Here is a 25777-nt window from a genome sequence, read left to right as displayed (position 1 = left end):
GAAGAGCAGCGTAAACAACAAGAGCAACAGCAGCAAGAACAACAACGTAAACAACAAGAAGAAGCTCAAAAGAAAGCTGATGAGGAAGCTAGAAAAAGAGCTGAAGAAGAAGCTAAGAAAAAAGCTGAAGAAGAAGCTAAGAGAAAAGCTGAAGAAGAAGCTAGAAAAAAAGCTGAAGAAGAAGCTAAGAAACAACAAGAGCAACAACACAATACCGGCGAAGATACACCACACGCAGACGGAAATGTTGTTACAACAGAGTCTTAATACAAAAAAAGAAGTCCTTTCTCTTAACGAGAACAGGACTTCTTTTTTGTTATCATTTTCTTTACATATAGCTTTTCTATTTCAATATACAACTGCGCTAACTGAATATAAGAATGATAATTATTCGGTTTCTTTATAATGAACGAATATCGCTCTATAAAATTAACTGGTTGCACTTCCAATTCACTCGTAAAATCTTCTATTTTATTCAAACTATGAACAGGTTGCTCATTTAGCCAATATACAATTGATAATAAATGTGCTGCAAAAAGAATCATCGGACCTTCAGCTTCTTGCTTCTTTCTGTTTCGAAATAAAGTAGCAATGTCCTCATGCTTATTTTTCCATACATTCAACATTACAGGAATACTATTTTCAATTTCATTCCACGGCTCATATTGTCTTTCCATATCATATATAAAATAAGTATTTTGTACTGTTTCTTCAAAAGACTGTTCTGTATAATACGCAATCGAATTTATACTTTCTTTAAAAAATGGTAAGCACCGAAATTCTCTCGGTATTTCTATCACTCGCTCCATCCTTTATTTCCCCTTCATTCGCTTCTTTCCTTCACGACACACTTCTAGTAAAGGGCACTCTTCACATTGTGGTCGCTGCGCTTTACAGTGATAACGTCCAAAGAAAATCATACGGTGATGTGTAACGCTCCATTCATCCATCGGAATTTTCTTCATTAATGTCTTTTCTACTTCTAACACCGAATCTTTCCACCTACAAATCGCTAACCGTTTACTCACTCTCTCTACATGCGTATCAACAGCAATTGCCGGAATACCAAACGCTACCGAAACAACTACGTTTGCTGTTTTTCGACCTACTCCTGGTAACTTCGTAAGCTCATCTCGATCTTTCGGCACTTCCCCATTGTAATCATCTAATAACATTCTGCACAATTTTTGAATGTTTTTTGCTTTATTTCTATACAATCCAATAGAACGTATATCTTGTTGTAATTCTTCTAGAGAAACACTTAAATAATCTTCTGGTGTTTTATATTTTTGAAATAAATTTTTCGTCACTTTATTTACAAGTGCATCTGTACATTGTGCAGATAATGCTACCGCGATTACTAGTTCAAACGGATTATCATGAATTAATTCGCAATGTGCTTCTGGATACATATCCGCCATTGTGTCTAAACAATAGCGAATTTGCGTTTTATTTAACATATATTTCCTCCTACATTACTGCTCCAACCAATTATAAAAAGGCACTTTTCCAGTAAATTTCGTCTCTTGTTTTGTCGTTTGCTGCGTTCGTTGTTGATTTGCTCTAAATTTCCGTCCTTGGTTTTGGGCTTGATCTACTGTTTTAATACCATTCTTTTTCCATTCAAATAAAATACGATCAATATATCGGAAATTAAGCTTACCACTCATTACAGCTTCCCTGAGGGCCGCTTGAATTAAATTCGGATGATGTTGATCTTGATCTTCCCACATTCCCAACGTTTCACATTCAAATGGAGAAAGTGGTCTTCCAAATTCTTTTTCAAATACTGTATATAAATTTACTTGCAATTGCTTTATTTCTTTTTGTTCTTCCTCTATTGATTCATTCATTAAGAAATGCAATATTTTTTCCCATAGCGGTTGTAAAGAATAACTTTCACACATCATCGCTTCTGATTTTTGTCCACCTTCTAGTGATAAAAAGCCTTTTTGAATCAATGCCTGAATAACTTCCATACATTTCATTTCGGTAATCGTCATCCGTTCTGAAATCTCTGACGGAGTCGGAAACGAATTGCCCGATTCTAAAAATGTATGTACATGAAGTACAACCATAAATTCCGTTTCATTTAACCCTAATTTTTTATAATGCATCATAAGTAATTTTGGAATTGCAATGCTTCCCTGCTCAAACCACTGTAACATCATTTTCTTTTTCATCACCAAACACCTCGCTCTCTAGTATAACACACCTTTCGCTATTTCTTTTTGCCACAATTCGTCAAAAAAACCTCCCTATTATGTAGGAAGGTTTTTTGTATTACATTAATAAAATATACAATTAAGCTTGCACTTTACTTTTCATAAACGTATGAATACGTTCTAATGCTTTCTCCACTTGTTCAAGAGATGTCGCATATGATAAACGAACGTTATTTGGAGCACCAAATCCTGTACCTGGTACAAGAGCTACTTTTTCCTCTTCTAATAGAGCTTTTGCCCAATCATCAACAGTTTCGTATCCTGATAAAGCTACTGCTTCTTTTACATTAGGGAATAAGTAAAATGCACCTTGTGGTTTAATGCAAGTAAAGCCAGGGATTTGAATTAATTTATCATAAATAATGTTTAATCTCTCTTCAAATGCTTGACGCATTGTTTCTACAGGTTCTTGTGAGCCTGCATATGCCGCGATTGCGCCGTATTGAGCGATTGAAGTAGGGTTTGACGTACTATGACTCGCTAAGTTCGTCATCGCTTTAATAAGCTGCTTATTTCCTGCTGCATATCCAATACGCCATCCTGTCATAGAATGAGATTTAGATACACCATTAATAATAAGTGTTTGTTCTTTTAATGCATTAGAAAGCTGGGCAACCGAAGTATATTCTGCTCCACCATAAATTAATTTCTCATAAATTTCATCTGAAACGATTAAAATATTGTGTTCTAAACATACTTCTCCAAGCTGTTGTAATTCTTCTTTGCTGTAAATCATTCCTGTTGGATTGCTCGGTGAATTAATAATAACTGCTTTCGTTTTCTCTGTAATTGCCTCACGCAGCTGCTTCGCTGTAATTTTGTATTCATTATCTTCAAGGCCTTCTACATAAACTGGCTTACCACCAGCAAGCTTTACTTGTTCCGGATAACTTACCCAGTATGGCGTAGGGATGATAACTTCATCACCTTCATCAAGTAACACTTGGAATAATGTATATAATGCATGCTTTGCGCCGTTACATACAATAATTTCAGACGGATCATACGCAATTCCTTGATCGCGAGTAAACTTCTTCACAATTTCTTGTTTTAACGCTTGTAACCCACCTGTTGGTGTATACTTCGTATGTCCTTCTAACATCGCTTTATGTGCAGCATCCATAATATGTTCTGGCGTATTAAAGTCAGGTTCTCCTGCCCCTAATCCAATTACATCATGGCCTTCTGCTTTTAATGCTTGTGCCTTTGCTGTAATTTCTAAAGTTGCAGATGGTGTTAAAGCAGCTACTCGCTTTGCTAATTTCATTTGTAGTTCCCCCTACATCTATTTTTCAATGCTGTATCGTCGTAAAAACTGACCATCTTTAAATGCAAGATAGTAATAACTATAACGATTTTCATCATCAATATATGTAACTTCCCATAATGGTATATTGTTTTCAAAGCCTAATTTTACTTTTAAAATTTCTTTAGGCTTACTTTTGTGCTCTTTACTGTCATCTCCGACTTGTTCAATCGTTCTTTGTAAAGCCTCTTTTTCAGAAATACCTTCACTCTTTTTCCTTACTATAGTTTCCCCTTTTTTCTCAGGCACCCAAACGATAAGTTGTTCTCCTTTTTCATCTGTACCTTGTACGACTGTATATGAAGATTCCCCGTTATAATAATCCACAGATTTTACTTTTACAAGCCTTGCTTTTTCTTTTGCAATTTCTACAGATTTTGCCTCTTTAGGGATTTTCTTTTCCATTGCTTTATTATAAACATACGCCCCATATATTCCGCTAGCAACGATTACGATAACGATTGCAAAGATCCACTTTTTCATTGTATCACTACGTTCTGTAAATCGTAAATACAGCTGTTTCTTTATCTTTTTCGTCTAATGCTAATCCGAACATGAGGTCCTGCTCTTTTAACGTACGATTCAAACTATCAACGATTTTATACAAGTCAGATGAATATTTAATACGCGTCGTTGATAGGACTTCGATTTTCTTATCCATGAAAAAACTCCTCCGTTACACAAAAATTTCTAATTATAGAAGAACGCAATGCGGTTACAATAAGAGTACATTCTTTACAACCCCTGCTTCATCACCCATCTATTATAGCAGGACATGTACAGCAAAAAAAGGTTTCAAGTCGAAAACCAATACATTTTGTATACAAGAAGTAAGAAAAATAAAATTCCTCCTACCCACATTTTTTACGCCTGAAGTTTACATGCACTTCAGGCGTATTTTTTCTTCCAATTTTATCCCACTTTATTCAGTTGGCCGTTCCTTTAATTGTTCTAACAATTCTTCTAGAGGGCCTTCATAAAGCGGAACAGTTGGAATTGATTGTAAAAAACGTTTTCCATAGGAAGCGCTTGTCAAACGACGATCTAATACAAACACCGTCCCGGTATCTGTACTTGTTCTAATAAGACGACCAAATCCTTGTTTGAAACGCAGTATTGCTTGCGGGAGTGCTAACTTAGCGAATACGTCCTCTCCTTGATTTTTTAACCACTCTCCTTTTGCTTCCATCATCGGTTGATGAGGAGGCGTAAAGGGAAGGCGGACAATAACAAGACAACTAAGGGCATCTCCAGGTATATCTATCCCTTCCCAAAAACTACTTGTTCCTAATAAAATTGATTTATCGAACTCTTGAAACTTACGAATGAGGCGACTTCTGCTCTTATTATTCACACTTTGCGTTAATAATAAATAGCCTTCTAATTCCTCATCATTTTTCAAATTCGTATACGCTTCTTTCAACATTTCATACGAAGTGAACAAAACAAGCATTCTACCTTCTGTAGCTTTCGCTATTTTTGCAATATGAGCCGACACAGATTCAATATATTCTTCATTACTTGCTTGCTTAATAAAAGGCACATCCGTTGAAACCATTAATTTCATCTGTTCTTCAAAACGGAATGGTGATGGGACCTGTAATGTATTTGGAGCAAAATCATGTAAGCCTAGCTCTTCTTTTATATAGTCAAATGAATCGTTTACTGTTAGCGTTGCTGATGTGAAAATAACACTCTTTTTCTCTGTTAAAAATTCATCAGCAAATCTTTCACCAATATGAACAGGTTGCCCATATAAAACAGTTGAATGAATGGTTCCCTTCGTTTCAGTTTCCATCCATGTCACATATGAATTTTTTTCTAAAATGAGCACTTGTAAAGATTGCGCCATCTTTCTCAATAACTCAATTAAATGCATAAATTCACCTGTAACAACATGCATTTCCCATTCTAATTTACTTTGCAATATATCAACTTGCTTCTCAAGTGTAGAGAGTAATTTTCTTACATCATATACAAAACGATTTGTTAACTCGGTAATACTATCCCATAACTTGCCTTTTTCTACTTCCGTGTTATATCGATAAATGAGTGGCATATTGCTGATCCCTTGTTCCTGCTTTGTTTGTTTAAAGATGAATGCACGTAACATTTGGAATAGCTCATCCGCATCAAATTTCAATTCCTTCAAACTATGACTTACCATGCGGAAAGTCGAACGGGAGGCTTGTTCTGTTTTTTTCATCATTTTATATACTTTAGAAAGTACATCATCTGTTTCTAGCGTACCAAGACGAGATAAAACTAGCTGGAAATACATACAGGAGAACTGTTCACCTAATGTTCTACTCGCCGCTTCCTCAATATGATGAGCCTCGTCAAAAATAATATGTTCACACGAAGCAAACAATGGTTCCTCACTTGAAAAATCTTGAAATAATAACGCATGATTTGTAATAACGATATCTGCAAATAATGCTTTATTCTTTGCTCGTTGATAAAAACAACGACTATACCAGTTGCTTTGCATCCCACCCGGACTATGTACATCACTACAAATCCGGTTCCAAAGTAACTTTCCGCCCTCAGGAATATTTAATTCATCACGATCGCCCGTTTCCGTTTGCAATAACCACACTAAAATTTTTGCCTTCGTGAGCGCCATATCATAATTCTTCTCTTCTTCTTGCAAAGCATATTCAAATTTATGTAGACAAAGATAATGCTTTCTTCCTTTCAGAAGAGCTACTTCAAATGAAAATGGCATTATTTTCTGTAATAATGGAATTTCTTTTTCTAGTATTTGTTGTTGCAATTGTACAGTTTGGGTACTTATGATGACAGGTTCTTCTTTTTTCTTTGCAAAATAAATACTTGGAAGCAAATATGCAAGAGTCTTCCCTGTTCCTGTTCCTGCTTCAATTAGTGAAAACCTAGAATCTCTTAGCGCTGTATATATTTCCTTCATCATACTCTGTTGGCTTTCTCTTTTTTCAAACTTTGGCATATTCAACTCAAGTTTAGCAATTGTCTTATGCAAGAAAGCATCAAATTTAAATGCACATGTTTCACTTAGGTTTAAAGAATAATTCCGTTTTCGAAGTGCAATATTTCGATATACTTCATATCCCTCTGCGCCTTTTTTACCATGCATCATTTTCTTTAAAATATTTTCAGAAAGTACATCCGCTATATCACTTTGAAACACATCACTCAATTCATAAAGCGATTGCAAGGTGACAAGGGGTAACTTCTCAATTTCATTTAAAAATTGTAAAAACAATTCCGCTGTTGCAAGAGCATCACTATCCGCACGATGCGGTTGATCATGCTCTAATTCGTGTTGTTTAGCTAAATCACGTAATTTATAACTATCAGCCGTTGGCAAAAGAATTTGCGCCAACTCAACTGTATCAACTTTTGGGCAATGTATTTCTGTATATCCAGCCTGCCTTAATTCTTCCGTTAAAAAATTCCAATCAAAGTGAACATTATGTGCAACGAAAGCTGCACCTTGTAATAGCTCAACAACCATCGGGGCTACATCTTGAAATAACGGGGCTTGCTTAACCATACTCTCATCAATCCCTGTTAACTCTGTAATAAATGGTGGAATCTCTCTCTTCGGATTAATAAAAGATGAAAAAATCTCTAATATCTCTCCATCTTCCACTACAACAGCTGCAATTTGGGTAATTTTATCTTTCCCATCCTTCCAGGAGTTCCCTGTCGTTTCTAAATCGACAACGACATAACGCTTACTCATATATGTAACACCTCAATTTCTTACCTATCAAACAGAAAATTATATAATGTTACTATACCACGTTTTATCTCATCTTAATGAAAAGATGCACAAAAAAGCTATCTCCGTAATAGAGATAGCCTTCTTACTTATAATATCGTGCCCGCTTTTTCAGCACCTAACATTTCAATAATTTGATTATTATCGTCTAATACTGCAATTTTCGGCTCTTGTTTATGAATATTTTCTTCTGCCACTAGACCGTAGCAAATAATAATAACTTTATCTCCTGGCTGTACAAGCCTTGCAGCTGCACCATTCAAACAAACAACACCGCTACCACGTTCTCCTTTAATAACATATGTCTCTAAGCGAGCACCATTATTATTATTTACAATTTGGACTTTTTCGTTTTCTACAATATTTACTGCATCCATTAAATCTTCATCAATTGTAATACTACCTACATAATTTAAATTTGCTTCTGTTACTGTTGCGCGATGTAACTTCGCTCTCATCATTGTGCGAAACATAGATGCTCCCCCTTATTTAACCGTTAATGTTATATTGTCAATTAATCGTACATTTTCAAATTTAACTGCAATTGCTAAAATGATTCGTCCTTCAATTTTATCCACTACTTGTAGTGAAGGATACGTATATAAATCAGCATAATCTACAGTGCCTTTCGTATACGTCTCAATATACTCTTTCACAAGAGTTGTAATGATTTCTGCATTACGTTCTCCTGCCTCAATTCTTTCTTTCGCTATACATAGACTGCGGTATAAATGAGGAGCCTCTTCACGCTCTTCTTGTGATAAATACACGTTACGAGAACTTTTGGCTAATCCATCTTCTTCCCTTACAATATCCACCGGTACGATTGTAACCGGAATATTAAAATCAGCGACAAATCCTTCAATGACAGCAACTTGCTGTGCATCTTTCATACCGAAATAAGCACGTGTTGGCAATGTAATATTAAATAGTTTCATTAGTACAGTCGCAACACCAGCGAAATGACCAGGTCTTTGCTTTCCGCATAACACATCGGTACGCTTCACAACTTCTACTGTTGTCGTTTGTTCTGCTGGATACATTTCTTCTACGCTCGGATAAAATAAATAATCTACACCGTTTTCTTTTGCTACACTTTCATCTCTATCAATATCACGAGGGTATCGATCTAAATCTTCATTTGGTCCAAACTGTAGCGGATTAACAAACACGCTTAAAACTACAATTTCATTTTCTTCTCTTGCCTTACGTAATAAAGTCGCATGACCTTCATGTAAATAGCCCATCGTTGGGACAAAACCAATACTTTTTCCACTGGCACGTAGTTCGTTTGTAATTTGCTGCATCTCTTGTACTGTAGTTACGATTTTCATTATTGTTTTCCTCCGTATAACGCTAAACATTCTTCCTCTTTCATTGTGAATGAATGTTTTTCTTCCGGAAATTGACCTGTCTTTACTTCAGTAACGTATTGTGAAATCCCTCGCACAATCTCCTCTTGAACAGACGTATATTGCTTCACAAATTTCGGAACACGCTTTACGCCATATGAGATAAGATCATGATAAACGAGTACTTGCCCATCCACTTTTTGTCCTGCTCCAATTCCAATCGTTGGAATTGTTAGTTGCTTCGAAATGAATTCTGCTAGCTGCATCGGCACACATTCTAATACAAGTGCTATCGCACCAGCTTCCTCACATCTCTTCGCATCTTCTATTAATTTTTTTGCACTTTCAGCATCTTTTCCTTGTACTTTATAGCCACCTAACACTCCTACAGATTGAGGAGTTAAGCCTAAGTGTGCCACGACAGGAATTCCCGCACTCGTCAAGTAATGAATAGTTGATATCACTTCTCCTGCACCTTCTACCTTCAGTGCATGAGCACCACTCTCTTGAACGATGCGGCGTGCATTCACCATCGTATCTTGAGGCGACACATGATACGACATAAATGGCATATCAGTTACAATAAACGTCTCTTTCGCTCCTCGGCGTACAGCTTTCGTATGATGAATCATATCCTCTACTGTTACAGGTACTGTTGAATCATAGCCGAGCACAACCATCCCAAGGGAATCTCCAACTAGAATCATATCAACTTCCGCTTCTTCTGCTAACTTAGCAGATGGATAATCATACGCCGTTAGCATTGTAATCGGCTCACCTTGCTCTTTCATTTTCAAAAAATCTGTTTTTGTTTTCAAAAACTACTCCTCCTTTATACAGGAGAGAGGAGATGGCCGAAATCATATAAAAAACCCCTCTGGCCATAAAAGGGCAGAAGGGTTGTGTGTTAGTCGGCATTATTCATCCCTCTGTCCCAGTCCGTTATTGGATCAAGGCAGAATCCAAGTTATTATTTTTCGTATTGCTTCGAATTATGGTGCAGTTCGCTCTGATACTGCCCACATTCGAACTAATTATAGCAAACTCTAAAAAGGAATTACTACATTTTTTTGAAAAAATAATTTTTATCCTTATTACGGTATGTGAAATTTTTAAATAACGCATGCATAGAAAGATAAACAGATTTGTTTACATACATAGTATAACTCTTAAAATAATGATGCAGGTTAATTGAGGAAACATACTTACAAAAGGAGAATTGCTAATGTCTATAAGCACATGGTTATTTCGATTCATCGGTTTTCTTGTGATGCTTGTGGGAGTAACAACTTTAAATTCCCTCAATGTATTTGCCTCAGTTAACGTCGTAACACAACCTGTTGAGTCTGCCAAAGTGATTGAAGTCGAGCTAAACGATGATTACTTTAAACCGAACGTCATCACGATTCCAATTGAAGAATCAACAACATTGCTATTGAAAAATAAAGGCAAGAGCGAGCACACCTTTACAGTAAAAAAACTCGGCATTGACGTCGTAGTCGAGTCAGGAAAAGAAAAAAATATTACCGTGAAACCTAAAAATACTGGTACATATGAATTAATATGCCGGTATCACCTTCTTAAAGGAATGGAGGGAAAAGTAATCGTCAAATGACAAGTAAATACTAAAAAATTCATTATCGCACCGCAAACTCATTTCAAAAATATTGAAATAAAAAAGAAGTTCCAAAAGAGGAACTTCTTTTACTTAATTTCGATATCCGCAGAATGAATGTGATGTACTTTTCCTTCATGATCTTCTAGAAGCAATACACCATCCTCTGTAATTCCTTTTGCTATCCCTGTAATTGTCTCTCTCATCGTTCGAGCGTTAATTTCTTTCCCGATACTCACAGCGTAACTTTCCCAAAGAATTTTAATGACAGAGAAACCATTTTGTAAATACTCTTCATATAATTTTTCTAGTTGTAAAAAGATTTGTTGCATAAGCTCCGCACGAACAATTGGCTTACCAGATTCAATCGCTAAAGAAGTAGCAATATGCTGAATTTCCTCATCAAAATGTTCTTGCTTTTGATTCGCATTAATACCAATACCCATAATGACAGCATTAATTTTATCAGGATCAGCTTGCATTTCTGTTAATATACCTACAGCTTTTTTCCCCTGAATTAAAATATCATTCGGCCATTTTATTCCTACGTTTACACCTGTGCACTTTTCAATTGCTTGCGCAACGCTAACAGCGGCTAACAAAGTAAGTTGTGGTGCATGATGAACCGGGATTGATGGACGTAAAATAATACTCATCCAAATTCCTGTTCCTTTTGGTGAATGCCATTTTCTGCTTAAACGACCTCTACCCGCTGTTTGTTCTTCTGCCACAACAATCGTTCCTTCTTCTGCACCTTCATAAGCAAGTTTTGCTGCAATATACTGCGTCGATTCAACAGACTCTTCAAAATACACTGTTCTACCAATATGTTTCGTTTGTAACCCTAACTGAATTTCATTCGCAGTCACTTTGTCTGGCTTACTTGCAATTCGATAGCCTAATCGACGCACAGCTTCAAGTTCATACCCCTCATTCCGAAGGTCCTCCATATGTTTCCACACAGCAGTTCTTGAGCAACCAAGTTTATCACTAATCGTTTGACCAGATACAAACTCGCCATCCGCTTCTGAAAAAACTTGCAATAACTGCTTTCTTATAGTAGATTGCATTCTTGCAGCCACTCCCTTATACACTCTTTCTCATTCACTACATTTCCTTGTACGATTGCTTCTTCAATTTTTTGAATCATTTCAGCAACCCACGGACCTGGCTTTTTACTTGCCCAGTTTAACAAATCATTCCCAGTTACATTCATCTCTTGTCGACTCTTGATTGGCAATGCTTGAAACAACGTTTGTACTCGTTTCACAGATGTATGATCATAGCTTTCAATCATCGCTTCATATACTCTTTCTGCCATTTCAGCTATATGAATTCCCGTTTTATAAAGAAGAACTGTATCCCAATCCTTCTCCTTTCTCTTACGGACTGTTAATAAAACTGCGACGATATCTTTTATTTTTTTATTCGAAAACTTCCATTGACGTAAAAAGACAGCTGGATGTTCTTCCCCGATACAATATAAGAAAAAGGCCCATGCCTCAATGTCTGTTTCAAAAGAATCCCAGTTATACTGCGTAGCTTTTAACAATCTCTCTTCTGACATCTGTAAATATGGTAGATGAGAAAATAGTTTCGTTTCTACTAATTCTTTGAGAGCCTTCACACAATATGTGCCAGTTAACAGTTTTTCAAACTCCACTGTAATTCTCTCAATTGCTATATGTTCCAGCAAATGTCCATATGTTTCAATTGCTTGTTTCGTTTTCGTCTCTAAAGAAAAACCTAACGTACTTACGAACCGAATACCACGCATCATTCGCAGGGCATCTTCTTGAAAACGATCCGCAGCATTTCCCACTGTCACAATTTCTCTCTTTTGAATCGCTTCCTGTCCAGCAAATAAATCAACCATTTCGCCTTCTTCTGTCATGGCAATTGCATTCATTGTGAAATCACGACGTTTTAAATCCTCTTCTAATGAACGAACAAATTGAACACTACTAGGTCTTCGAAAATCTTCATATTCGCTCTCTGTTCGAAACGTGGTTACCTCATAAGGTTCACCATTTTCTACTACAATTACAGTTCCATGCTCAAGACCAACAGGAACATGTCTTGGAAATATAGCCATCACTTCTTCTGGTAAAGCAGATGTCGCAATATCAATATCTCCAATCGGCCTATCGATAATAAGATCGCGTACGCTTCCGCCGACAAAGTAGGCCTCATGCCCTTGTTGCTTTAAAGTCTCAATAATAGAACTAGCTTTTTTAAATCTTTTCATTTTTGTCATCCCTTAGTACATCATAGTAAATCGTTTCATATTGTGAGACGATTTTTTCAGAGCGGAACTGCTCGTAAACACTTGCTCTTGCTCGCTCTCCCATATTACGGTGAAGTTCTTCATCCTTTAATAACTGAATGGCTTGATTTGCCACTCCCGTCGTATCGCCAACTTCACATAAATATCCTGTTTCACCATGTTGAATGACTTCTGGAATACCTCCAACCCTTGTTCCGATACAAGGTACACCACACGCCATCGCTTCTAATAAAACAAGACCAAAACTCTCTTTCTCTGATAGAAGTAACATTAAATCACTCATCGCAAGTAACTCTGCAACATTATCTTGCTTCCCTAAGAATAAGACGCGATCTTCAATATGTAAATTTTTCACCAACTGTAAAATCGTGCAAAATTCCGGTCCATCTCCAACAAGAAGCAACTTCGCATCTACTTCTGTAACAATTTTAGCAAATGCCTGAACAACATCTTGCACACGTTTCACTTTACGGAAATTTGAAATATGAATGAGTATCTTTTCACTTTCACTTATACCGTATTCTTTCTTTAATTGAGTCATATCACGCTTGAAATATACACGTTCGTCTATAAAGTTATATACCGTTTGAATGTCTTTATTTGGTTTTACAAGCTCATGCGTTTCGTTAATTAATGAATGGGAGACAGCCGTCACAACATCGGATTGCTCAATGCCAAAACGAATTAAATTATTTAACGAAGGGTCGGAACCTAACACAGTAATATCTGTACCATGCAAGGTTGTAACAATTTTAATACGCTCTCCAATCATTTGTTTTGCTAAATAAGCACAAATGGCATGTGGTATTGCGTAATGCACATGTAAAATGTCTAGGTTTTCTCTTTGTGCAACCTCTGCCATTTTACTCGCTAACGCTAAATCGTACGGTGGATATTGAAATACAGAGTATTGATTTACCGTTACTTCATGAAAGTAAATGTTTGGATACACTTTATTTAACCGGAATGGTAAACCCGATGTAATAAAATGAATTTCATGCCCGCGTTCCGCTAATTGCTTTCCTAATTCTGTTCCAACAACACCAGAACCACCTACAGAAGGATAACATGTAATACCTATTTTTAATTTCATTTACATCCCCCTATTAAATCAGCATGTAATAAAACCGGTTTCTTACTCATAAATCCTTCGGCATATAAGACTCCAACTTCTTTTCCAAACATTTTCTCACGAGCGACTACAGTTTCAACATAACCTTCTGTTAACGGTGTTTTCACACCATCACTCCCTGTTGAAAACTGACTTTCATACGCTTCTAGTGCTTCCACTTTTTGCGATACGTATTCACTAATATCTATACAAAAATTCGGTTTATGAAAACCATTAATCATATAATGATAAAAAGACTCCACACGATGTGGTGGAACCTCTGGCATATATTTGCGAATTCCCGCTGAAAAAATAGCTTCTTCCACAAGTTTTGCACAATTTGCATGATCTGGATGACGATCTTCATAATACGGTGCAAAAACTAGTTTTGGTTTATATGTACGAATTACTTTTACAATTTCACGTATATACTCTTCTTTCATATACAAACCACGGTCTGGCATCGCTAAATTTAGTCTCGTTTTTACTCCCATTATACGAGCTGCCGCCTTTGCTTCTTCTTTTCTTAACTCTATCGTTCCATTAGAAGAAAGATCAGCTTCTGTTAAATCACAAATACCTACTTCATACCCTTGCTTCGTATATTTAGCAATGGTACCAGCCATGCCGATTTCAACATCATCGGCATGAGCACCAAACGCTAATATATGTAATCCACTCATAATTGTTCCCCTCATTTTCTTAACTTGCGGTAATCTAAATCTCCTCGCTCTAATGCGTGCATTAACATTTCAGCACTTGCCATATTCGTTGCAAGTGGAATTGCATATACATCACATAAACGAAGCAATGCATTCACATCCGGTTCATGCGGCTGTGCTGTTAATGGATCGCGGAAGAAAATTACCATGTCTAAATCATTTTTTGCAATCATTGCACCAATTTCTTGATCGCCGCCAAGAGGACCAGATTGATATCTTGTTACAACTAAACCGGTCGCTTCCATAATACGAAGCCCTGTCGTTCCTGTTGCAAATAATTCATGTTGTTCAAAAATTGGTTTATATGCGTATGCAAACGAAACCATGTCATTTTTCTTTTTGTCATGTGCGATTAAGGCAATTTTCATCCGTTGTCTCCCCTTTAGTCGATAATATTTTCTAAACCGTACACAAGATGATCTAGATTCATTACTGTCTCAATTGATAGTTTTACACCAGACATAAATGATGCACGATTGAATGAATCATGACGAACTGTTAACATTTGTCCGTCTCCACCAAACATTACTTCTTGGTGTGCAATAAGTCCTGGTAAACGTACACTATGAATGTGAATACCGTCTACGTTCGCACCACGAGCTCCTTTTAGTTGCTCTACTTCATTCGGATGACCTTGCTGCTTTGATTCACGATTTTGACGAATCAATTCTACTGTTTTTACCGCAGTACCAGATGGTGCATCTAATTTTTGATCATGATGCAATTCAATTACTTCAACATCTTGGAAGTACTTCGCTGCCATTTGTGAAAATTTCATCATAAGAACTGCACCAATTGCAAAGTTTGGAGCGATAATTGTTCCTACTGCTTTTTCTTTTGCAGTCTCGGTTAATTGTTTTAGCTCTTCTTCTGTAAATCCAGTTGTACCAATAACAGAACGAAGTCCACGCTCAACTGCTAGTGTAACGTGTTGTTTTCCAACTTCTGGCGTTGTTAAATCTAACAACACATCTGCTTCTACTTCCTCTAAACAAGTATGTAAATCCGCGTAAATAGGTGTATCTAACGCTGGCATTCCAGGCAAATCAGAGATTTTCTCTCCACCATGCTTATAATCCACTGCTGCTACTAAATTAAAATGTTCCGTTCTTTCCATAAGAAGAACTGCTTCATGTCCCATACGTCCTCTTGGTCCAGCGATAATTACTTTAATTTCTTTCATTATTCTTTCTCTCCCTCATCAATACGTGTCCAGCGATCTTTATCGCGAGTATTAAATTTATTCATTACAATGTTATGTGCTGTTTCTAAATCAATATTTAAACTATTTGCCATACAAATCATAACAAATAATACATCTCCAAGCTCTTCTTCAATACTACGTTCTGTTTCAGTTGTTTTCTTCGGTTTCTCACCATAATAATGATTAACCTCTCTTGCAAGCTCCCCCATTTCTTCTGTTAAACGAGCCATCATTGCAAGTGGACTGAAATAACCTTCTTTAAACTGACCAATATATGCATCTACTTCTTTCTGCATATCCTTCATCGTTTTCGCTTCCATACAATTCACCTCTAATCCTTCCTCTTTCATGTTAGCCAATTCATCGCGATTTGACAAATATTATTCCCCGCCAAACACCTATTTGCGACCCTTTTTGGGAAAGATTATAATAAAGTGAAACTTTCTTTTGCATTTTTGGCAAAAGATCAGCCTAAACCAATCGGGTTCCTACGGCTGGTTTTCACTGCTTCCTTGCTTTTTCTCCTACCAGCCGTTGGAACGGGGTAAAGTGAAACTTCTTTTGCGATTTTTGCAAAAGATCAGCCTAAGCCAATCATTTTTTTATAGCCTTTACTATTTTCACTAGCAACGAGAAATTACTTATCATTATGTTTTACCGTTTCAGCGGAGCAATGCCATTTACATAATTAGGGGGATTTCTATATGACATCAAATTTGAAGATTCGAAATATCATTTTCATTTTAATCGGTTCCGCTATTTTTTCTTTCGGTATTGTGAATATCAATATTGAAAATCACCTTGCAGAAGGTGGATTTACCGGTATTACACTATTATTGTATTTTCTATTTAAGTTTGACCCTTCTTATTCAAACTTACTTTTAAATATCCCTATATTTTTTATTGGTTGGAAGTTACTTGGAAGAACGACATTTATATATACACTAATCGGCACCTTTAGCGTATCTTTATTTCTATGGATTTTTCAGCGTTACGACGTTCTCAACTTACATGTAAACTTACAAAACGATATGACACTCGCCGCTTTATTCGCCGGAGCATTTATTGGTATCGGTCTTGGGATCATATTTAAATACGGCGGAACTACTGGCGGTGTAGATATTATCGCGAGACTCGCTCATAAATATGTTGGCTGGAGTATGGGGAAAACGATGTTTATGTTTGATGCTATCGTCATTATCGTCTCTATCCTTACATATTTATCATATCGCGAGGGTATGTATACGTTAGTTGCTGTTTTTATCGGAGCGAAAGTAATTGATTTTATGCAAGAAGGAGCCTATGCAGCAAAAGGAGCAACGATTATCTCAGATAAAAACGATGAAATTGCTGCCAAAATTTTATCTGAGATGGAGCGCGGAGCAACCTTTTTAAAAGCTGTTGGGTCGTATACAAAAGTGGAACGGAACGTATTGTATTGCGTTGTTGCTAAAAATGAAATTGTGAAATTAAAAAACATTATTACTTCTGTAGATCCTCACGCCTTTGTTGCTGTAAGTGACGTACATGATGTAGTTGGTGAAGGTTTTACATTGGATGAAAATAAAAATCCATTACATACGTAAACACAACTAGAAAAGCTTTTTAGCTTTTCTAGTTTTTTATTACATATCGCTTAAGTTTTTCTAAATCCTCATAAATAAGCTCCAATAAGCTCCGATTATAAAAAATGGAAGCAGGGTGGAATGTCGGAAAAATATGATATTCTTTCTCTGACCATGTAAACTCTGCACTTTGCATATCCTTTAATTTTTGAATGGGCTGTTTTAATAATTGTCCGTGTACGTCTGTAATTTTTTTATCTTTTCCTGTTAAACGTTGAAGACCGATATTGCCAAGCGTGACGATAAACTTCGGATTTATTTTCTCTAATTCATAATCTAACAAAGGCGCATGGGCAACTATTTCTCCTTGATTTGGCGTTCTATTATACTTTTTTTGTATGATTTCACCATTTCGTTCTTTTTTCTCTCGCCATTTATAAGGTCTACTCCGAACAGCGCTCGTAATATATACTTCATCCCTTGTAACGTGAATACGTTCTAAAAAACCCATTAATTGTTTTCCTGCCCTCCCGCTAAACGGAATCCCATTATGAATTTCTGTTTCACCAGGCGCTTCTCCTAACAACATAAATTTAGGATTTTCAGGACCTTGTCCACTTAAAAAACCTTCTAATTGATAAGGAGCACTACGCTCTTTCACTTGTTTTACTAAATGGTCTGGATATTTCATTTCCCCCACCGCCTTTCCGCATTACTTCTATTATTTCTATTTGTAATACATTATATAATTCAATCCACACAACAAAAAAGACTATCATAATTGATAGTCTTTAGTCGTCGCTACGCTGCATACCAGTATAAATCAATACGAGACGTAATAATTCAAATACCGCTACAGCTGCAGCTGCTACATATGTTAATGCTGCCGCATTTAATACTTTACGAGCTTGCCCATATTCATCAGTTGATACGATACCTAACGCTTCAATTTGTTGCATTGCACGCTTGGATGCATCAAACTCAACGGGTAATGTAACAAGTTGGAACACAACACCTGCTGCCATTAAAATGATACCTAAAAATATCATGTTAGCCATCGATGCAAAAATACCAATCATAATAAATATCCAGGAAATATTCGATCCAAAGTTTGCAACTGGCACTAACGAATGACGAATACGCATAAAGTTATAATCTTTTGCATCTTGAATTGCGTGTCCTACTTCGTGTGCTGCAACTGCTGTACCAGCAACTGAATGACCGTAATAGTTATCTGTTGATAATCGAACTGTTTTTGCAGTTGGATCATAATGGTCTGATAAATGGCCTGGTGTTTCTTCAACGGCTACGTTGTATAATCCATTCTCATCTAAAATTTTCCGAGCCACTTCCGCTCCTGTCATACCTGATGTTGAATAAACTTGTGAATACTTGCTATAGGCACTACGTACTTTTGACTGTGCATACAACGGTATGATCAAAATGATCGCGAAGTAAATTAAATAAAACATCATGAATCTCTGAACCTCCATTGAAGTTTTAATTATAGTACTTCCCATTCTATTTTCTTCTGCCACCATTGTCAATGAATAAAACTTACAATCCGTATCTTTATTTATTACATTATCTATTCTTAGAATGTACATTACTTTTTCTTTTTTCTCTCTCTCCTTTATACTTTCTCCACCCAACATAAGTTAATGTGAATAAAATAAGACCTCCAGTAATTGTCATAAACCAAATGAGAGAGGGTGCAATTTCATCTTTTTTTACTGTATGAAATATTTTTTGCAAATCCCCCTTAATGATTCCTACTTGCATTTGCCCACCTTTCGTTTTTAACATAACGTTACGAAATTCATCCAAATAAGATAAATGGGCATTTACACGCTGCACTTCGTTTTCTGGCAAGGCTATCATTAAGCTTGGATAAATAATATTAAATTCATGTAAAAATGTGTTTAACGTTTGTTGAAACTGTCCCGTATCTTCTTTTGTCATCGCTTTTTCCATTTGAGAAAAGGCACCCATTACTTTCCCTTCTCTTTCCATCCAAAGTGGTTGATACTTCGATACTTGTGCATCAACAGCGAGCTGCAGTGCTAGCACATTATCAATTTTAACTTGTTTACTTACATCTTCTTCCGCGAGAGATTGTTTCGCGTTGTCGTAAGCTAAAGAAATAACTCTAACTTGATCTGGCGTTACTTCTTGCTTCTTTTCATTCCCCTTTATAACAAACTGCTCCGAGAAATGTTGTAATACTTGTACTGCTTTTTCATCTTCATTACGCTTCACTAATTGTAATGAGTCATCCAACAACCCTGTTAGTTCACTCCACTCTTCAGCATATATACGTAACGGAAACATTATAATTAGAAATGCTATCAATCCAACTAATGTTCTCTTCATCACGGTCCCCCCTATAACTACTAGTACAAAATATGTTAATTTGGACAAGAATAGAACAGAACTGGACCGAAAAATATATTATCGTTTTACAAACAAAAAAATTCTCTTTAGATAGAGAATTTTTCTTTTGAAATCCTTTTCTTTTTTACAAAATATTTATACAAGCTATAACAAATTATGCTACCACATAAAATAAATAATAAAATAGCACACGCTGCATGCATAAAGAACTCTTCTGGTAACATTAATATAATCGGATCCGTTTCAATATCAAACATCCAATAATCATTACTGAATAAAAGTTTATGGAATAATACAAAACTCTTTTCAAAATTAATAGCGATTGGTAACACAAGCGCAATCGGAAAGATAATTGTTACAATCGATCCATGCAGTAAAAACTTTTCATTTTTCTTTTTTAATAAATACATGCCGCCTACTATTGCAATCATAATTGTCGCATACATTACATATTGTATCTTTACTAAAATATTTTTAACATCTACAAAATGAATACGACCATTTGTAGACATATCTAATGTGGGCAACTGTAATGCACCGTCATAAAACGGAGATAAATATGTGATAAGCACATCATAATTTCTTTTAATATCATCCTTCGTCATATCTGCTAAATCTGGAATGTTTAAAAAATCAATTTCAAAATAATATAGCCATTTTCCGTATACAACCACCGTTGTTGCGAGTGCAAATATAGAAAATGCTATGCTATATGAAACAATTATCGTAATCAATCGATCCAATATTTTTGTACCACTCGTATTTTTCTTCATTTTCTCCCCCTAATGTTCTAACGATTATAAAGAAAACTGTTTTCGATTCTCACGTAAGCAATAATAATATGTCATACAAAGCACAGCAATGCTTAACCAGAACGTAAAATAACCAATTTCCCCTACAAACAAATGCATAATGCCATATCTCGGCATTTGCCAAAACAAATAATCAATTGCATCGTTATGTAATGTCCATATAGCTGCTACCGCAAAATGCCATTTTTTTATACGGTAAAACGGTGCATATAGCACTGCTTGTACTGCCATCGCAAAATGTGAAAGCATTAACATATACCCGATAAAGCCAATAGGACCTTTTACATAGATCATAATCCCATTTACAACAACAGCCCATATTCCATATTTTATTAAAGTAACAATCGCTAGCGCCTCTATTAATCCCCAATTTCTTTTTATTAAAAAAGCAATTAAAACAAAGACAAAAAAGAGACTTGCCATAGGGCTATCGGGTACAAACGGCCAAAATATAGGTGAAGTTTCTTTTAATTGATTTCCATACCATATAAATCCGTATATCGTACCTAATATGTTAACAACTAATAAAAATAATAATACGGAGCGTTGTCTTAACATTGCATACAAGTAAACCAAGCTGTATGTCCAACACCTTTCATTCTTTCATCAAACTCTACTCTATTATATAGTAAACTTTCTATCATCAAAATAAAAAGCTGACTACAAATTTTGTAGTCAGCTTTTTATTATTTTTTATTATACTTTGCAACGAATTCCGAAAGCTTCTTCAGCTCCTCATCTGTACCTTTAAATACACCTTTAGGCATGGAACCTTTTCCCTCTTTCGCAATTTTAGCAATTTCTTCTGGCTTCAAAGTTAAATTTTGCAGTGCCGGTGCTGCTGCCCCGCCCTGTAAATTGTCACCGTGACATGTTAAACAAGTATTTTTTTGCATTAATTTATAACCGTCATCATTTTTATCAACTGGTGCTGTTTTTACAATTGCTCCTTGTTTTTTTGCAGCTTCCCAGTCGTGGTGTGCTACAGATTCCCAAGTTAAAAAGATAATCGATGCAATTGCTAAAAGCATAAATCCCGTTGCTACAGGACGCTTCAATGGGCGTCTTTCTGGGCCTCGATCAAGAAATGGAGCTAACAGTAATGCGCCAAACGCAATCCCTGGCATAATGAACGCTCCAATTACAGTAAATGAGCCAGAAGCATAAGAATACTTTAATAACTGATACAAGAATAAGAAGTACCAATCTGGAAGTGGTATATACCCAGCATCAGTTGGATCCGCCATTCTTTCAAGCGGTGACGGATGCGCCACTGTTAAACATAAATAACCGATTAAAAAAACTGCACCAACCATCCATTCTTTTAACAAGAAGTTCGGCCAAAATGCTTCTGTTTTCCCTGGGTATTCAGAATAGTCTTTTGGAATGTTTGGTTTCCGAGCTACTGGTACCCGAGAATCTCCTACAAACTTCATCCCTTTGCCGCGATGCATAATCTCCCTCCTTTAGTTCTTTCCCCTTTAATTTAGCAATCTCTTATAGTGGACCGGAAATACCTTGTTTGCGAATCATGATGAAGTGGAAGGCCATTAAACCTAGAAGTGCTGCTGGTAAGAAGAAGACGTGAATAGCAAAGAAGCGAGTTAATGTTTGAGCGCCAACAATTTCGGAATGACCAGCGAGTAATGTTTTAATGTAAGGACCAATGAGCGGCGTTTGCTCTGCAATTTGAATCCCTACTTTCGTAGCAAATAACGCTTTCATATCCCACGGTAATAAATATCCGGTAAAACCAAGACCTAACATAACAAAGAAAATAAGAACACCAACAATCCAGTTTAGCTCACGAGGCTTTTTATACGCACCCTGGAAGAAAACTCTAAGTGTATGTAAAAACATCATTACAATTACGAGACTAGCACCCCAGTGGTGCATACCACGAACAATTTGCCCATATGCAACTTCATTTTGCAAATAATAAACCGATTCCCAAGCATTTTTAATATCAGGCACATAATACATCGTCAAAAACATTCCAGATAAAATTTGAATTACAGTAACGAAAAAGGTAAGTCCGCCAAAGCAATAAACGAATGCAGAAAAGTGATGTGCCGGGTTTACATGTTCAGGTACTTCATGATCAGCGATATCACGCCATATTGGTGTAATATCTAACCTTTCATCTACCCAATCATAAATTTTATTTAGCATCTACTTTGCACCCCCTCTTGGCTTCGCTTTTCCTAGATACAACGTTCCATCTTTCACTTTAGATTCGTATACATCAAGTGGAGCAAGGGGCGGCGTGCCTTTAATGTTAATTCCGTCTTTTGTGTAACGGCCCCCGTGACATGGACAAAAGAATTGATTCGGATGCGCTTTGTCCGAATTCCAGTTAACCGTACATCCTAAATGTTTACATACTGGAGAGAACGCAACAATGTCTCCGCTTTCATCTTTATGAACCCAAGCTGATTTTGGCTCTTCGGACTTGTACCAACCATCAACCTGCTTCACCTTAAAGTCGAAACGTTTCGGCTCTGTTGTAATATCCTTTACTTGTGCAACAGCAACCATATCCGTTCCCGCTTCTTTTCTTAACACCGGATCAAGCGCAAATCGCGTCATCGGCATTAAAATACCCGCTGCCATAAAGCCTCCTACCCCTGTAAGGGTGTAATTTAAAAACTGTCTTCTTGACACTCGATGTTCTTTCTCGCTCACGAAAATTTCCCCCCTCTATCAGAAATTGTCCCCTCGTGATAAATTATATAAAAAATAAAAACTAGGACACTATCATGATATAATACGCTCATGCACAGGTCAATATCATACTACTCATAATAATAAGAACTTTCTGTTTATTACTGTTTTCCCCATTTTTCTTCTAACATTACCATTATATTTTTTATATGTGCATGAATCACTTCTCTTTTCGCTTGATCACTAAATTGTTCTAACGCTAATGAAGGAAACCAAAATAAATCTCCCTGCAATTCTTGCATATCTTCTTTCCATGAAAAATCACTTGTAACATAAGCAATATGCTTAAAACCTTGCTTTTTCAAATGATTTGTCCATTCTTGCAAACGACCTTTTTCGTTTTTTTGACTTTCTACTAAATACGTAAATGCAGGTATTAAAAGCACTCTTCCTTTATATTCTCTTTCTAGCTCCATACTCAACAATTCGATAAATTCCCCTTGTTCTACTACTGTTTTCATTTCTTTTGCTGCTGAAATTGATAAAAGTGGTATAACACCCGTATCTACATATTCTCTTGCTTGCTCAAACTGCTCCACATCTTTTACAATCCATTTCAAATTTCTTCCCTCCCTCACCTGTAAATGACAGAACTTTCACTTTATATATATTAAACCATACTAAAAGAGGTAAAAAAAGAAAAACTACCTATATTAAGGTAGTTTTTCTTAAAAAGTCTGAAATTTGTAAAATTTTATAAAACCAAATGAATTCTATAACATCTTTAACTCCGCTGTTAACCTATGAAACGCTTCCTTATCTTGCTTATCCAGCGCTTCATCAATTTGCTTTAGAAGACGTTCTCTTCTAAAAGAAAATACACTTTCTTCTAAAAACCTTTCTGCAAGTAAACGATCTTTTTCATTTACTTCAATGTGCTTTGGTAAATACGGGTTTTCTTCTAATACAGCTACATAGTTGGCATTTTGAAACGATGATTTAAAATTGAGTTGAATATAAATATCCTCATCTCGATTTAAACGAATATCATGAAACGACTTTTCAGCATCCGTTGTCATAACATTTTGTTTAAAAAAGTGAAACGGTGTATCTTTTACACAATTCGCGGACATTACTAAGCCACGCGGACAATATTTTGCATGCTCTACGAAGTGGACTTTATGCATCAATTGGTCGTGACTCATTAAATAATTCAAAATCCATACACATTCACGCTGTTTCAGTTGGTAATTATTCAAAAACCATTTTACAAAATCCTTCTTCTCGTTTACAGAAACAGGGGTATTCATAGCAATTAAGTCCCTCCTCTGTCTTTCTCTTTTCTTTTTAGATTCAAGAAGCGGCATTCAGTTTCCTTCCAACTTATGAAAAATCCTCTAAATTATATAACAATTCTTCAATATGAATTTGTGTCGGGTCTAGTTGTATTAACTGAGTAAATACTTCTTTCGCCTCTTTTCGCATACCTTCTTCCAATAAGAAATAACCGTACTCTTCCAAGAAGTCTGGATGATTCTTAAAAGAAGTATATGCACTTTCATAGTGTTTTAATGCATCCGAATACATTTCTAATTGTTTTTTTGCAAATGCAAGATCCCAAAGTAGTTGTGTATCTGGTTCTCCGCTATCAATTGCACGCTCTACAACAGCGATTAACTCTTCATATTTTTCTTGTTCCTTTAAGATGTACGCATATTTTAATGTTGCACCTAAATGTCCTGGATCTAACTCAAGCGCTTTTTGAAGTACTTCCTCTGCTTCCGTAATTTCCCCTAATTTCGCCGCAATGTTTGCTAATTCTACATAAAATGGTACAGAAAGCTCATCTACTTTAATTCCTTCATGAAGTGTTTCATAGCTTTCTTGAAGCATCCCTTCTTTTTCATAGCTTTTCGCTAAATACATGTAAAGCGATGCATACTCAGGATCTAATTCTTTCAGTTCTTGCCAAGCACCAATTGCTCGTTGGTATTCTTCACCTTGGTATAACGTGAAGGCATATCCAAATAATGAGTGAATATCTTTTTGTTCCTCTAAACCTGCTTCGTAGTAAGAAATCGCCTCTTCCCAATTTCCAATCGCGCTTAACGTTTCTCCAAGGCGTAGCGCAATGACAACACCACCCATTACTTTATGTTCCGCTAATAGCGACTCATAATAAGTGATTGCCTTTTGTTCTTCACCTTTACTACTATATAACTCTGCTAATCCAAACGTAATGACAGGCTCGTCAGGCATCATTTCTTTCGCCTTTAATAGTTTTTGTTCTGCTACATCATCGAAACCTTGCATTTGGAATAAATCCGCAACAAGTAATAACGATTGAACATATAAATCATCATTTTCTGGAATATCATGAAGCACTTCAATCGCTTCATCTTCTTTATCTAGATCAATATATAATTCTGCTAAAAATACAGTGAATTCACTTTCCTCTGGATACAATAAACGTAAGTCTTCTGTAATAGCTAACGCTTCATCCGTAAATCCAAGTGTATGATAATAGCGAGCGATATCATACTTCTCTTCATCATTCGCAATTTTTAATTGTTCTTTTAATAATTGTAATCCTTTTTCCGCTTCACCATTTTCAATATATGAAACAGCTTGTTCAAACTTTTGCATAAACGTCTCCTTTAATTCTAAAAAATATTCTTTTCTGTTCATTTACCCCGCTATTAACGGGCAGTAAGACCCCACCTCAAAATTCAGCTAAGGCAAAGAAGTTAGTTT

General features: G+C 36.1%; 31 protein-coding genes. 3 read left to right on the top strand and 28 right to left on the bottom strand.

Annotated features, from left to right (window positions below; all coding sequences use genetic code 11):
* A partial coding sequence (locus MR079_RS06690) for a hypothetical protein (RefSeq protein ID WP_242293741.1) occupies positions 1-267 on the top strand: 267 nt, incomplete at its 5' end.
* A 23-nt stretch (positions 268-290) separates the two neighbouring features.
* Here the strand turns inward: MR079_RS06690 and MR079_RS06685 are convergent.
* The 10 genes from MR079_RS06685 to panB form a co-directional block, all read right to left on the bottom strand.
* Complete coding sequence (locus MR079_RS06685) at positions 291-809, bottom strand: YpoC family protein (protein WP_098921411.1); 519 nt, start codon at positions 807-809, stop codon at positions 291-293.
* Positions 810-812: 3 nt separating this feature from the next.
* The gene (nth, locus tag MR079_RS06680; RefSeq protein WP_000933025.1) at positions 813-1460 is read right to left on the bottom strand and encodes an endonuclease III; all 648 of its coding nucleotides are present in this window, start codon (positions 1458-1460) and stop codon (positions 813-815) included.
* 15 nt (positions 1461-1475) lie between these two features.
* A complete protein-coding gene (gene dnaD, locus MR079_RS06675; protein WP_000728540.1) occupies positions 1476-2183 on the bottom strand; it encodes a DNA replication protein DnaD in 708 nt (235 codons plus the stop codon).
* 121 nt (positions 2184-2304) lie between these two features.
* A complete protein-coding gene (gene aspB / locus MR079_RS06670) occupies positions 2305-3492 on the bottom strand; it encodes an aspartate transaminase AspB (protein ID WP_000761548.1) in 1188 nt (395 codons plus the stop codon).
* Positions 3493-3510: 18 nt separating this feature from the next.
* Positions 3511-4014 (bottom strand): cell wall elongation regulator TseB-like domain-containing protein, encoded by a 504-nt coding sequence (locus MR079_RS06665; protein WP_242293740.1) that lies wholly within the window; start codon positions 4012-4014, stop codon positions 3511-3513.
* Positions 4015-4021: 7 nt separating this feature from the next.
* Positions 4022-4192 carry a YpmA family protein gene (locus MR079_RS06660; protein WP_000358352.1) on the bottom strand — a complete coding sequence of 57 codons (171 nt, stop codon included), beginning with the start codon at positions 4190-4192 and terminating at the stop codon, positions 4022-4024.
* Between the two features lie 261 nt (positions 4193-4453).
* Positions 4454-7258, bottom strand: coding sequence for an ATP-dependent DNA helicase DinG (gene dinG, locus MR079_RS06655; RefSeq protein WP_139868046.1), 2805 nt, complete (start codon positions 7256-7258; stop codon positions 4454-4456).
* Between the two features lie 128 nt (positions 7259-7386).
* Positions 7387-7770 (bottom strand): aspartate 1-decarboxylase, encoded by a 384-nt coding sequence (gene panD, locus MR079_RS06650; RefSeq protein WP_000490177.1) that lies wholly within the window; start codon positions 7768-7770, stop codon positions 7387-7389.
* A 12-nt stretch (positions 7771-7782) separates the two neighbouring features.
* Positions 7783-8631: a pantoate--beta-alanine ligase gene (gene panC / locus MR079_RS06645; protein WP_139868048.1), complete on the bottom strand. Its 849-nt coding sequence runs from the start codon at positions 8629-8631 to the stop codon at positions 7783-7785.
* On the bottom strand, positions 8631-9467 hold the full coding sequence (gene panB / locus MR079_RS06640) for a 3-methyl-2-oxobutanoate hydroxymethyltransferase (protein WP_016717024.1): 837 nt from the start codon (positions 9465-9467) through the stop codon (positions 8631-8633). Before panB ends, panC begins: the two co-directional genes overlap by 1 nt.
* A 407-nt stretch (positions 9468-9874) precedes the next feature.
* Between panB and MR079_RS06635 the strand changes: the two genes are divergently transcribed.
* Positions 9875-10264, top strand: coding sequence for a cupredoxin domain-containing protein (locus tag MR079_RS06635; RefSeq protein ID WP_048551610.1), 390 nt, complete (start codon positions 9875-9877; stop codon positions 10262-10264).
* Between the two features lie 89 nt (positions 10265-10353).
* Here MR079_RS06635 and MR079_RS06630 read toward each other — a convergent pair whose 3' ends face one another.
* The 7 genes from MR079_RS06630 to MR079_RS06600 are packed head-to-tail and all read right to left on the bottom strand — an operon-like array spanning position 10354 to position 15908.
* The gene (locus MR079_RS06630; RefSeq protein ID WP_016717023.1) at positions 10354-11334 is read right to left on the bottom strand and encodes a biotin--[acetyl-CoA-carboxylase] ligase; all 981 of its coding nucleotides are present in this window, start codon (positions 11332-11334) and stop codon (positions 10354-10356) included.
* Positions 11319-12512, bottom strand: a complete 1194-nt coding sequence (locus MR079_RS06625; protein WP_242293739.1) for a CCA tRNA nucleotidyltransferase — start codon at positions 12510-12512, stop codon at positions 11319-11321. The genes MR079_RS06630 and MR079_RS06625 overlap by 16 nt, the downstream gene beginning before the upstream one ends.
* Positions 12499-13644: an N-acetyl-alpha-D-glucosaminyl L-malate synthase BshA gene (bshA, locus tag MR079_RS06620; RefSeq protein WP_087951864.1), complete on the bottom strand. Its 1146-nt coding sequence runs from the start codon at positions 13642-13644 to the stop codon at positions 12499-12501. Before bshA ends, MR079_RS06625 begins: the two co-directional genes overlap by 14 nt.
* The gene (gene bshB1, locus MR079_RS06615) at positions 13641-14345 is read right to left on the bottom strand and encodes a bacillithiol biosynthesis deacetylase BshB1 (RefSeq protein WP_000015666.1); all 705 of its coding nucleotides are present in this window, start codon (positions 14343-14345) and stop codon (positions 13641-13643) included. Before bshB1 ends, bshA begins: the two co-directional genes overlap by 4 nt.
* 11 nt (positions 14346-14356) lie before the next feature.
* Positions 14357-14752 (bottom strand): methylglyoxal synthase, encoded by a 396-nt coding sequence (mgsA, locus tag MR079_RS06610; protein ID WP_000684765.1) that lies wholly within the window; start codon positions 14750-14752, stop codon positions 14357-14359.
* Positions 14753-14766: 14 nt separating this feature from the next.
* Positions 14767-15567 (bottom strand): dihydrodipicolinate reductase, encoded by an 801-nt coding sequence (gene dapB / locus MR079_RS06605; RefSeq protein ID WP_000658804.1) that lies wholly within the window; start codon positions 15565-15567, stop codon positions 14767-14769.
* Positions 15567-15908 carry a nucleotide pyrophosphohydrolase gene (locus MR079_RS06600; RefSeq protein ID WP_001992677.1) on the bottom strand — a complete coding sequence of 114 codons (342 nt, stop codon included), beginning with the start codon at positions 15906-15908 and terminating at the stop codon, positions 15567-15569. Before MR079_RS06600 ends, dapB begins: the two co-directional genes overlap by 1 nt.
* Positions 15909-16292: 384 nt before the next feature.
* Here MR079_RS06600 and MR079_RS06595 point away from each other — a divergent pair, with 384 nt between their 5' ends.
* Positions 16293-17174: a YitT family protein gene (locus tag MR079_RS06595; protein ID WP_139868055.1), complete on the top strand. Its 882-nt coding sequence runs from the start codon at positions 16293-16295 to the stop codon at positions 17172-17174.
* A gap of 28 nt (positions 17175-17202) precedes the next feature.
* On the opposite strand, the gene MR079_RS06590 is transcribed toward MR079_RS06595, so the two are convergent.
* The 11 genes from MR079_RS06590 to MR079_RS06540 all read right to left on the bottom strand — a co-directional run bounded on the left by MR079_RS06590 (position 17203) and on the right by MR079_RS06540 (position 25669).
* The gene (locus MR079_RS06590; RefSeq protein ID WP_242293738.1) at positions 17203-17844 is read right to left on the bottom strand and encodes a uracil-DNA glycosylase; all 642 of its coding nucleotides are present in this window, start codon (positions 17842-17844) and stop codon (positions 17203-17205) included.
* Positions 17845-17944: 100 nt separating this feature from the next.
* Entirely contained in the window at positions 17945-18625 is a 681-nt protein-coding gene (locus tag MR079_RS06585; protein ID WP_000499536.1) for a zinc metallopeptidase, read from the bottom strand.
* 112 nt (positions 18626-18737) lie between these two features.
* A complete protein-coding gene (ypjB, locus tag MR079_RS06580; protein WP_139868058.1) occupies positions 18738-19526 on the bottom strand; it encodes a sporulation protein YpjB in 789 nt (262 codons plus the stop codon).
* A 107-nt stretch (positions 19527-19633) separates the two neighbouring features.
* On the bottom strand, positions 19634-20320 hold the full coding sequence (lit, locus tag MR079_RS06575) for a lipoprotein intramolecular transacylase Lit (RefSeq protein WP_139868059.1): 687 nt from the start codon (positions 20318-20320) through the stop codon (positions 19634-19636).
* A 24-nt stretch (positions 20321-20344) separates the two neighbouring features.
* Positions 20345-20935, bottom strand: coding sequence for a lipoprotein heptaprenylglyceryl N-acetyltransferase LhaT (gene lhaT, locus MR079_RS06570; RefSeq protein WP_000262825.1), 591 nt, complete (start codon positions 20933-20935; stop codon positions 20345-20347).
* 110 nt (positions 20936-21045) lie between these two features.
* Positions 21046-21813: a menaquinol-cytochrome c reductase cytochrome b/c subunit gene (gene qcrC / locus MR079_RS06565; RefSeq protein WP_000554603.1), complete on the bottom strand. Its 768-nt coding sequence runs from the start codon at positions 21811-21813 to the stop codon at positions 21046-21048.
* A 43-nt stretch (positions 21814-21856) separates the two neighbouring features.
* The gene (gene qcrB, locus MR079_RS06560; RefSeq protein ID WP_000932700.1) at positions 21857-22531 is read right to left on the bottom strand and encodes a menaquinol-cytochrome c reductase cytochrome b subunit; all 675 of its coding nucleotides are present in this window, start codon (positions 22529-22531) and stop codon (positions 21857-21859) included.
* Positions 22532-23044, bottom strand: coding sequence for a menaquinol-cytochrome c reductase iron-sulfur subunit (gene qcrA, locus MR079_RS06555; protein WP_001290418.1), 513 nt, complete (start codon positions 23042-23044; stop codon positions 22532-22534).
* Positions 23045-23184: 140 nt separating this feature from the next.
* Complete coding sequence (locus tag MR079_RS06550; RefSeq protein WP_139868063.1) at positions 23185-23643, bottom strand: YpiF family protein; 459 nt, start codon at positions 23641-23643, stop codon at positions 23185-23187.
* A gap of 153 nt (positions 23644-23796) precedes the next feature.
* Positions 23797-24333: a ReoY family proteolytic degradation factor gene (locus tag MR079_RS06545; protein WP_001095923.1), complete on the bottom strand. Its 537-nt coding sequence runs from the start codon at positions 24331-24333 to the stop codon at positions 23797-23799.
* Positions 24334-24406: 73 nt separating this feature from the next.
* Positions 24407-25669, bottom strand: coding sequence for a tetratricopeptide repeat protein (locus tag MR079_RS06540; RefSeq protein ID WP_139868064.1), 1263 nt, complete (start codon positions 25667-25669; stop codon positions 24407-24409).
* Between the last annotated feature and the right edge of the window lie 108 nt (positions 25670-25777).

This window comes from Bacillus cereus group sp. BfR-BA-01381 (assembly GCF_022663555.1).
Classification (GTDB): Bacteria; Bacillota; Bacilli; order Bacillales; family Bacillaceae_G; genus Bacillus_A; species Bacillus_A pacificus.
This window is presented reverse-complemented; position numbering and strand designations above follow the sequence as displayed.

Excerpts from the sequence above, each read along its gene's own strand:
- dnaD (WP_000728540.1), bottom strand. The coding sequence starts at position 2,183 with ATGAAAAAGAAAATGATGTTACAGTGGTTTGAGCAGGGAAGCATTGCA.
- MR079_RS06595 (WP_139868055.1), top strand. The coding sequence starts at position 16,293 with ATGACATCAAATTTGAAGATTCGAAATATCATTTTCATTTTAATCGGT.
- MR079_RS06540 (WP_139868064.1), bottom strand. The coding sequence starts at position 25,669 with ATGCAAAAGTTTGAACAAGCTGTTTCATATATTGAAAATGGTGAAGCG.
- MR079_RS06545 (WP_001095923.1), bottom strand. The coding sequence starts at position 24,333 with ATGAATACCCCTGTTTCTGTAAACGAGAAGAAGGATTTTGTAAAATGG.
- aspB (WP_000761548.1), bottom strand. The coding sequence starts at position 3,492 with ATGAAATTAGCAAAGCGAGTAGCTGCTTTAACACCATCTGCAACTTTA.
- MR079_RS06600 (WP_001992677.1), bottom strand. The coding sequence starts at position 15,908 with ATGGAAGCGAAAACGATGAAGGATATGCAGAAAGAAGTAGATGCATAT.
- ypjB (WP_139868058.1), bottom strand. The coding sequence starts at position 19,526 with ATGAAGAGAACATTAGTTGGATTGATAGCATTTCTAATTATAATGTTT.
- nth (WP_000933025.1), bottom strand. The coding sequence starts at position 1,460 with ATGTTAAATAAAACGCAAATTCGCTATTGTTTAGACACAATGGCGGAT.
- qcrB (WP_000932700.1), bottom strand. The coding sequence starts at position 22,531 with ATGCTAAATAAAATTTATGATTGGGTAGATGAAAGGTTAGATATTACA.
- MR079_RS06590 (WP_242293738.1), bottom strand. The coding sequence starts at position 17,844 with ATGAAATATCCAGACCATTTAGTAAAACAAGTGAAAGAGCGTAGTGCT.
- MR079_RS06665 (WP_242293740.1), bottom strand. The coding sequence starts at position 4,014 with ATGAAAAAGTGGATCTTTGCAATCGTTATCGTAATCGTTGCTAGCGGA.
- qcrC (WP_000554603.1), bottom strand. The coding sequence starts at position 21,813 with ATGCATCGCGGCAAAGGGATGAAGTTTGTAGGAGATTCTCGGGTACCA.
- MR079_RS06585 (WP_000499536.1), bottom strand. The coding sequence starts at position 18,625 with ATGTTTTATTTAATTTACTTCGCGATCATTTTGATCATACCGTTGTAT.
- lit (WP_139868059.1), bottom strand. The coding sequence starts at position 20,320 with ATGAAGAAAAATACGAGTGGTACAAAAATATTGGATCGATTGATTACG.
- bshA (WP_087951864.1), bottom strand. The coding sequence starts at position 13,644 with ATGAAATTAAAAATAGGTATTACATGTTATCCTTCTGTAGGTGGTTCT.
- dinG (WP_139868046.1), bottom strand. The coding sequence starts at position 7,258 with ATGAGTAAGCGTTATGTCGTTGTCGATTTAGAAACGACAGGGAACTCC.
- MR079_RS06685 (WP_098921411.1), bottom strand. The coding sequence starts at position 809 with ATGGAGCGAGTGATAGAAATACCGAGAGAATTTCGGTGCTTACCATTT.
- MR079_RS06635 (WP_048551610.1), top strand. The coding sequence starts at position 9,875 with ATGTCTATAAGCACATGGTTATTTCGATTCATCGGTTTTCTTGTGATG.
- dapB (WP_000658804.1), bottom strand. The coding sequence starts at position 15,567 with ATGAAAGAAATTAAAGTAATTATCGCTGGACCAAGAGGACGTATGGGA.
- mgsA (WP_000684765.1), bottom strand. The coding sequence starts at position 14,752 with ATGAAAATTGCCTTAATCGCACATGACAAAAAGAAAAATGACATGGTT.
- MR079_RS06625 (WP_242293739.1), bottom strand. The coding sequence starts at position 12,512 with ATGAAAAGATTTAAAAAAGCTAGTTCTATTATTGAGACTTTAAAGCAA.
- bshB1 (WP_000015666.1), bottom strand. The coding sequence starts at position 14,345 with ATGAGTGGATTACATATATTAGCGTTTGGTGCTCATGCCGATGATGTT.
- MR079_RS06660 (WP_000358352.1), bottom strand. The coding sequence starts at position 4,192 with ATGGATAAGAAAATCGAAGTCCTATCAACGACGCGTATTAAATATTCA.
- panD (WP_000490177.1), bottom strand. The coding sequence starts at position 7,770 with ATGTTTCGCACAATGATGAGAGCGAAGTTACATCGCGCAACAGTAACA.
- panC (WP_139868048.1), bottom strand. The coding sequence starts at position 8,631 with ATGAAAATCGTAACTACAGTACAAGAGATGCAGCAAATTACAAACGAA.
- MR079_RS06630 (WP_016717023.1), bottom strand. The coding sequence starts at position 11,334 with ATGCAATCTACTATAAGAAAGCAGTTATTGCAAGTTTTTTCAGAAGCG.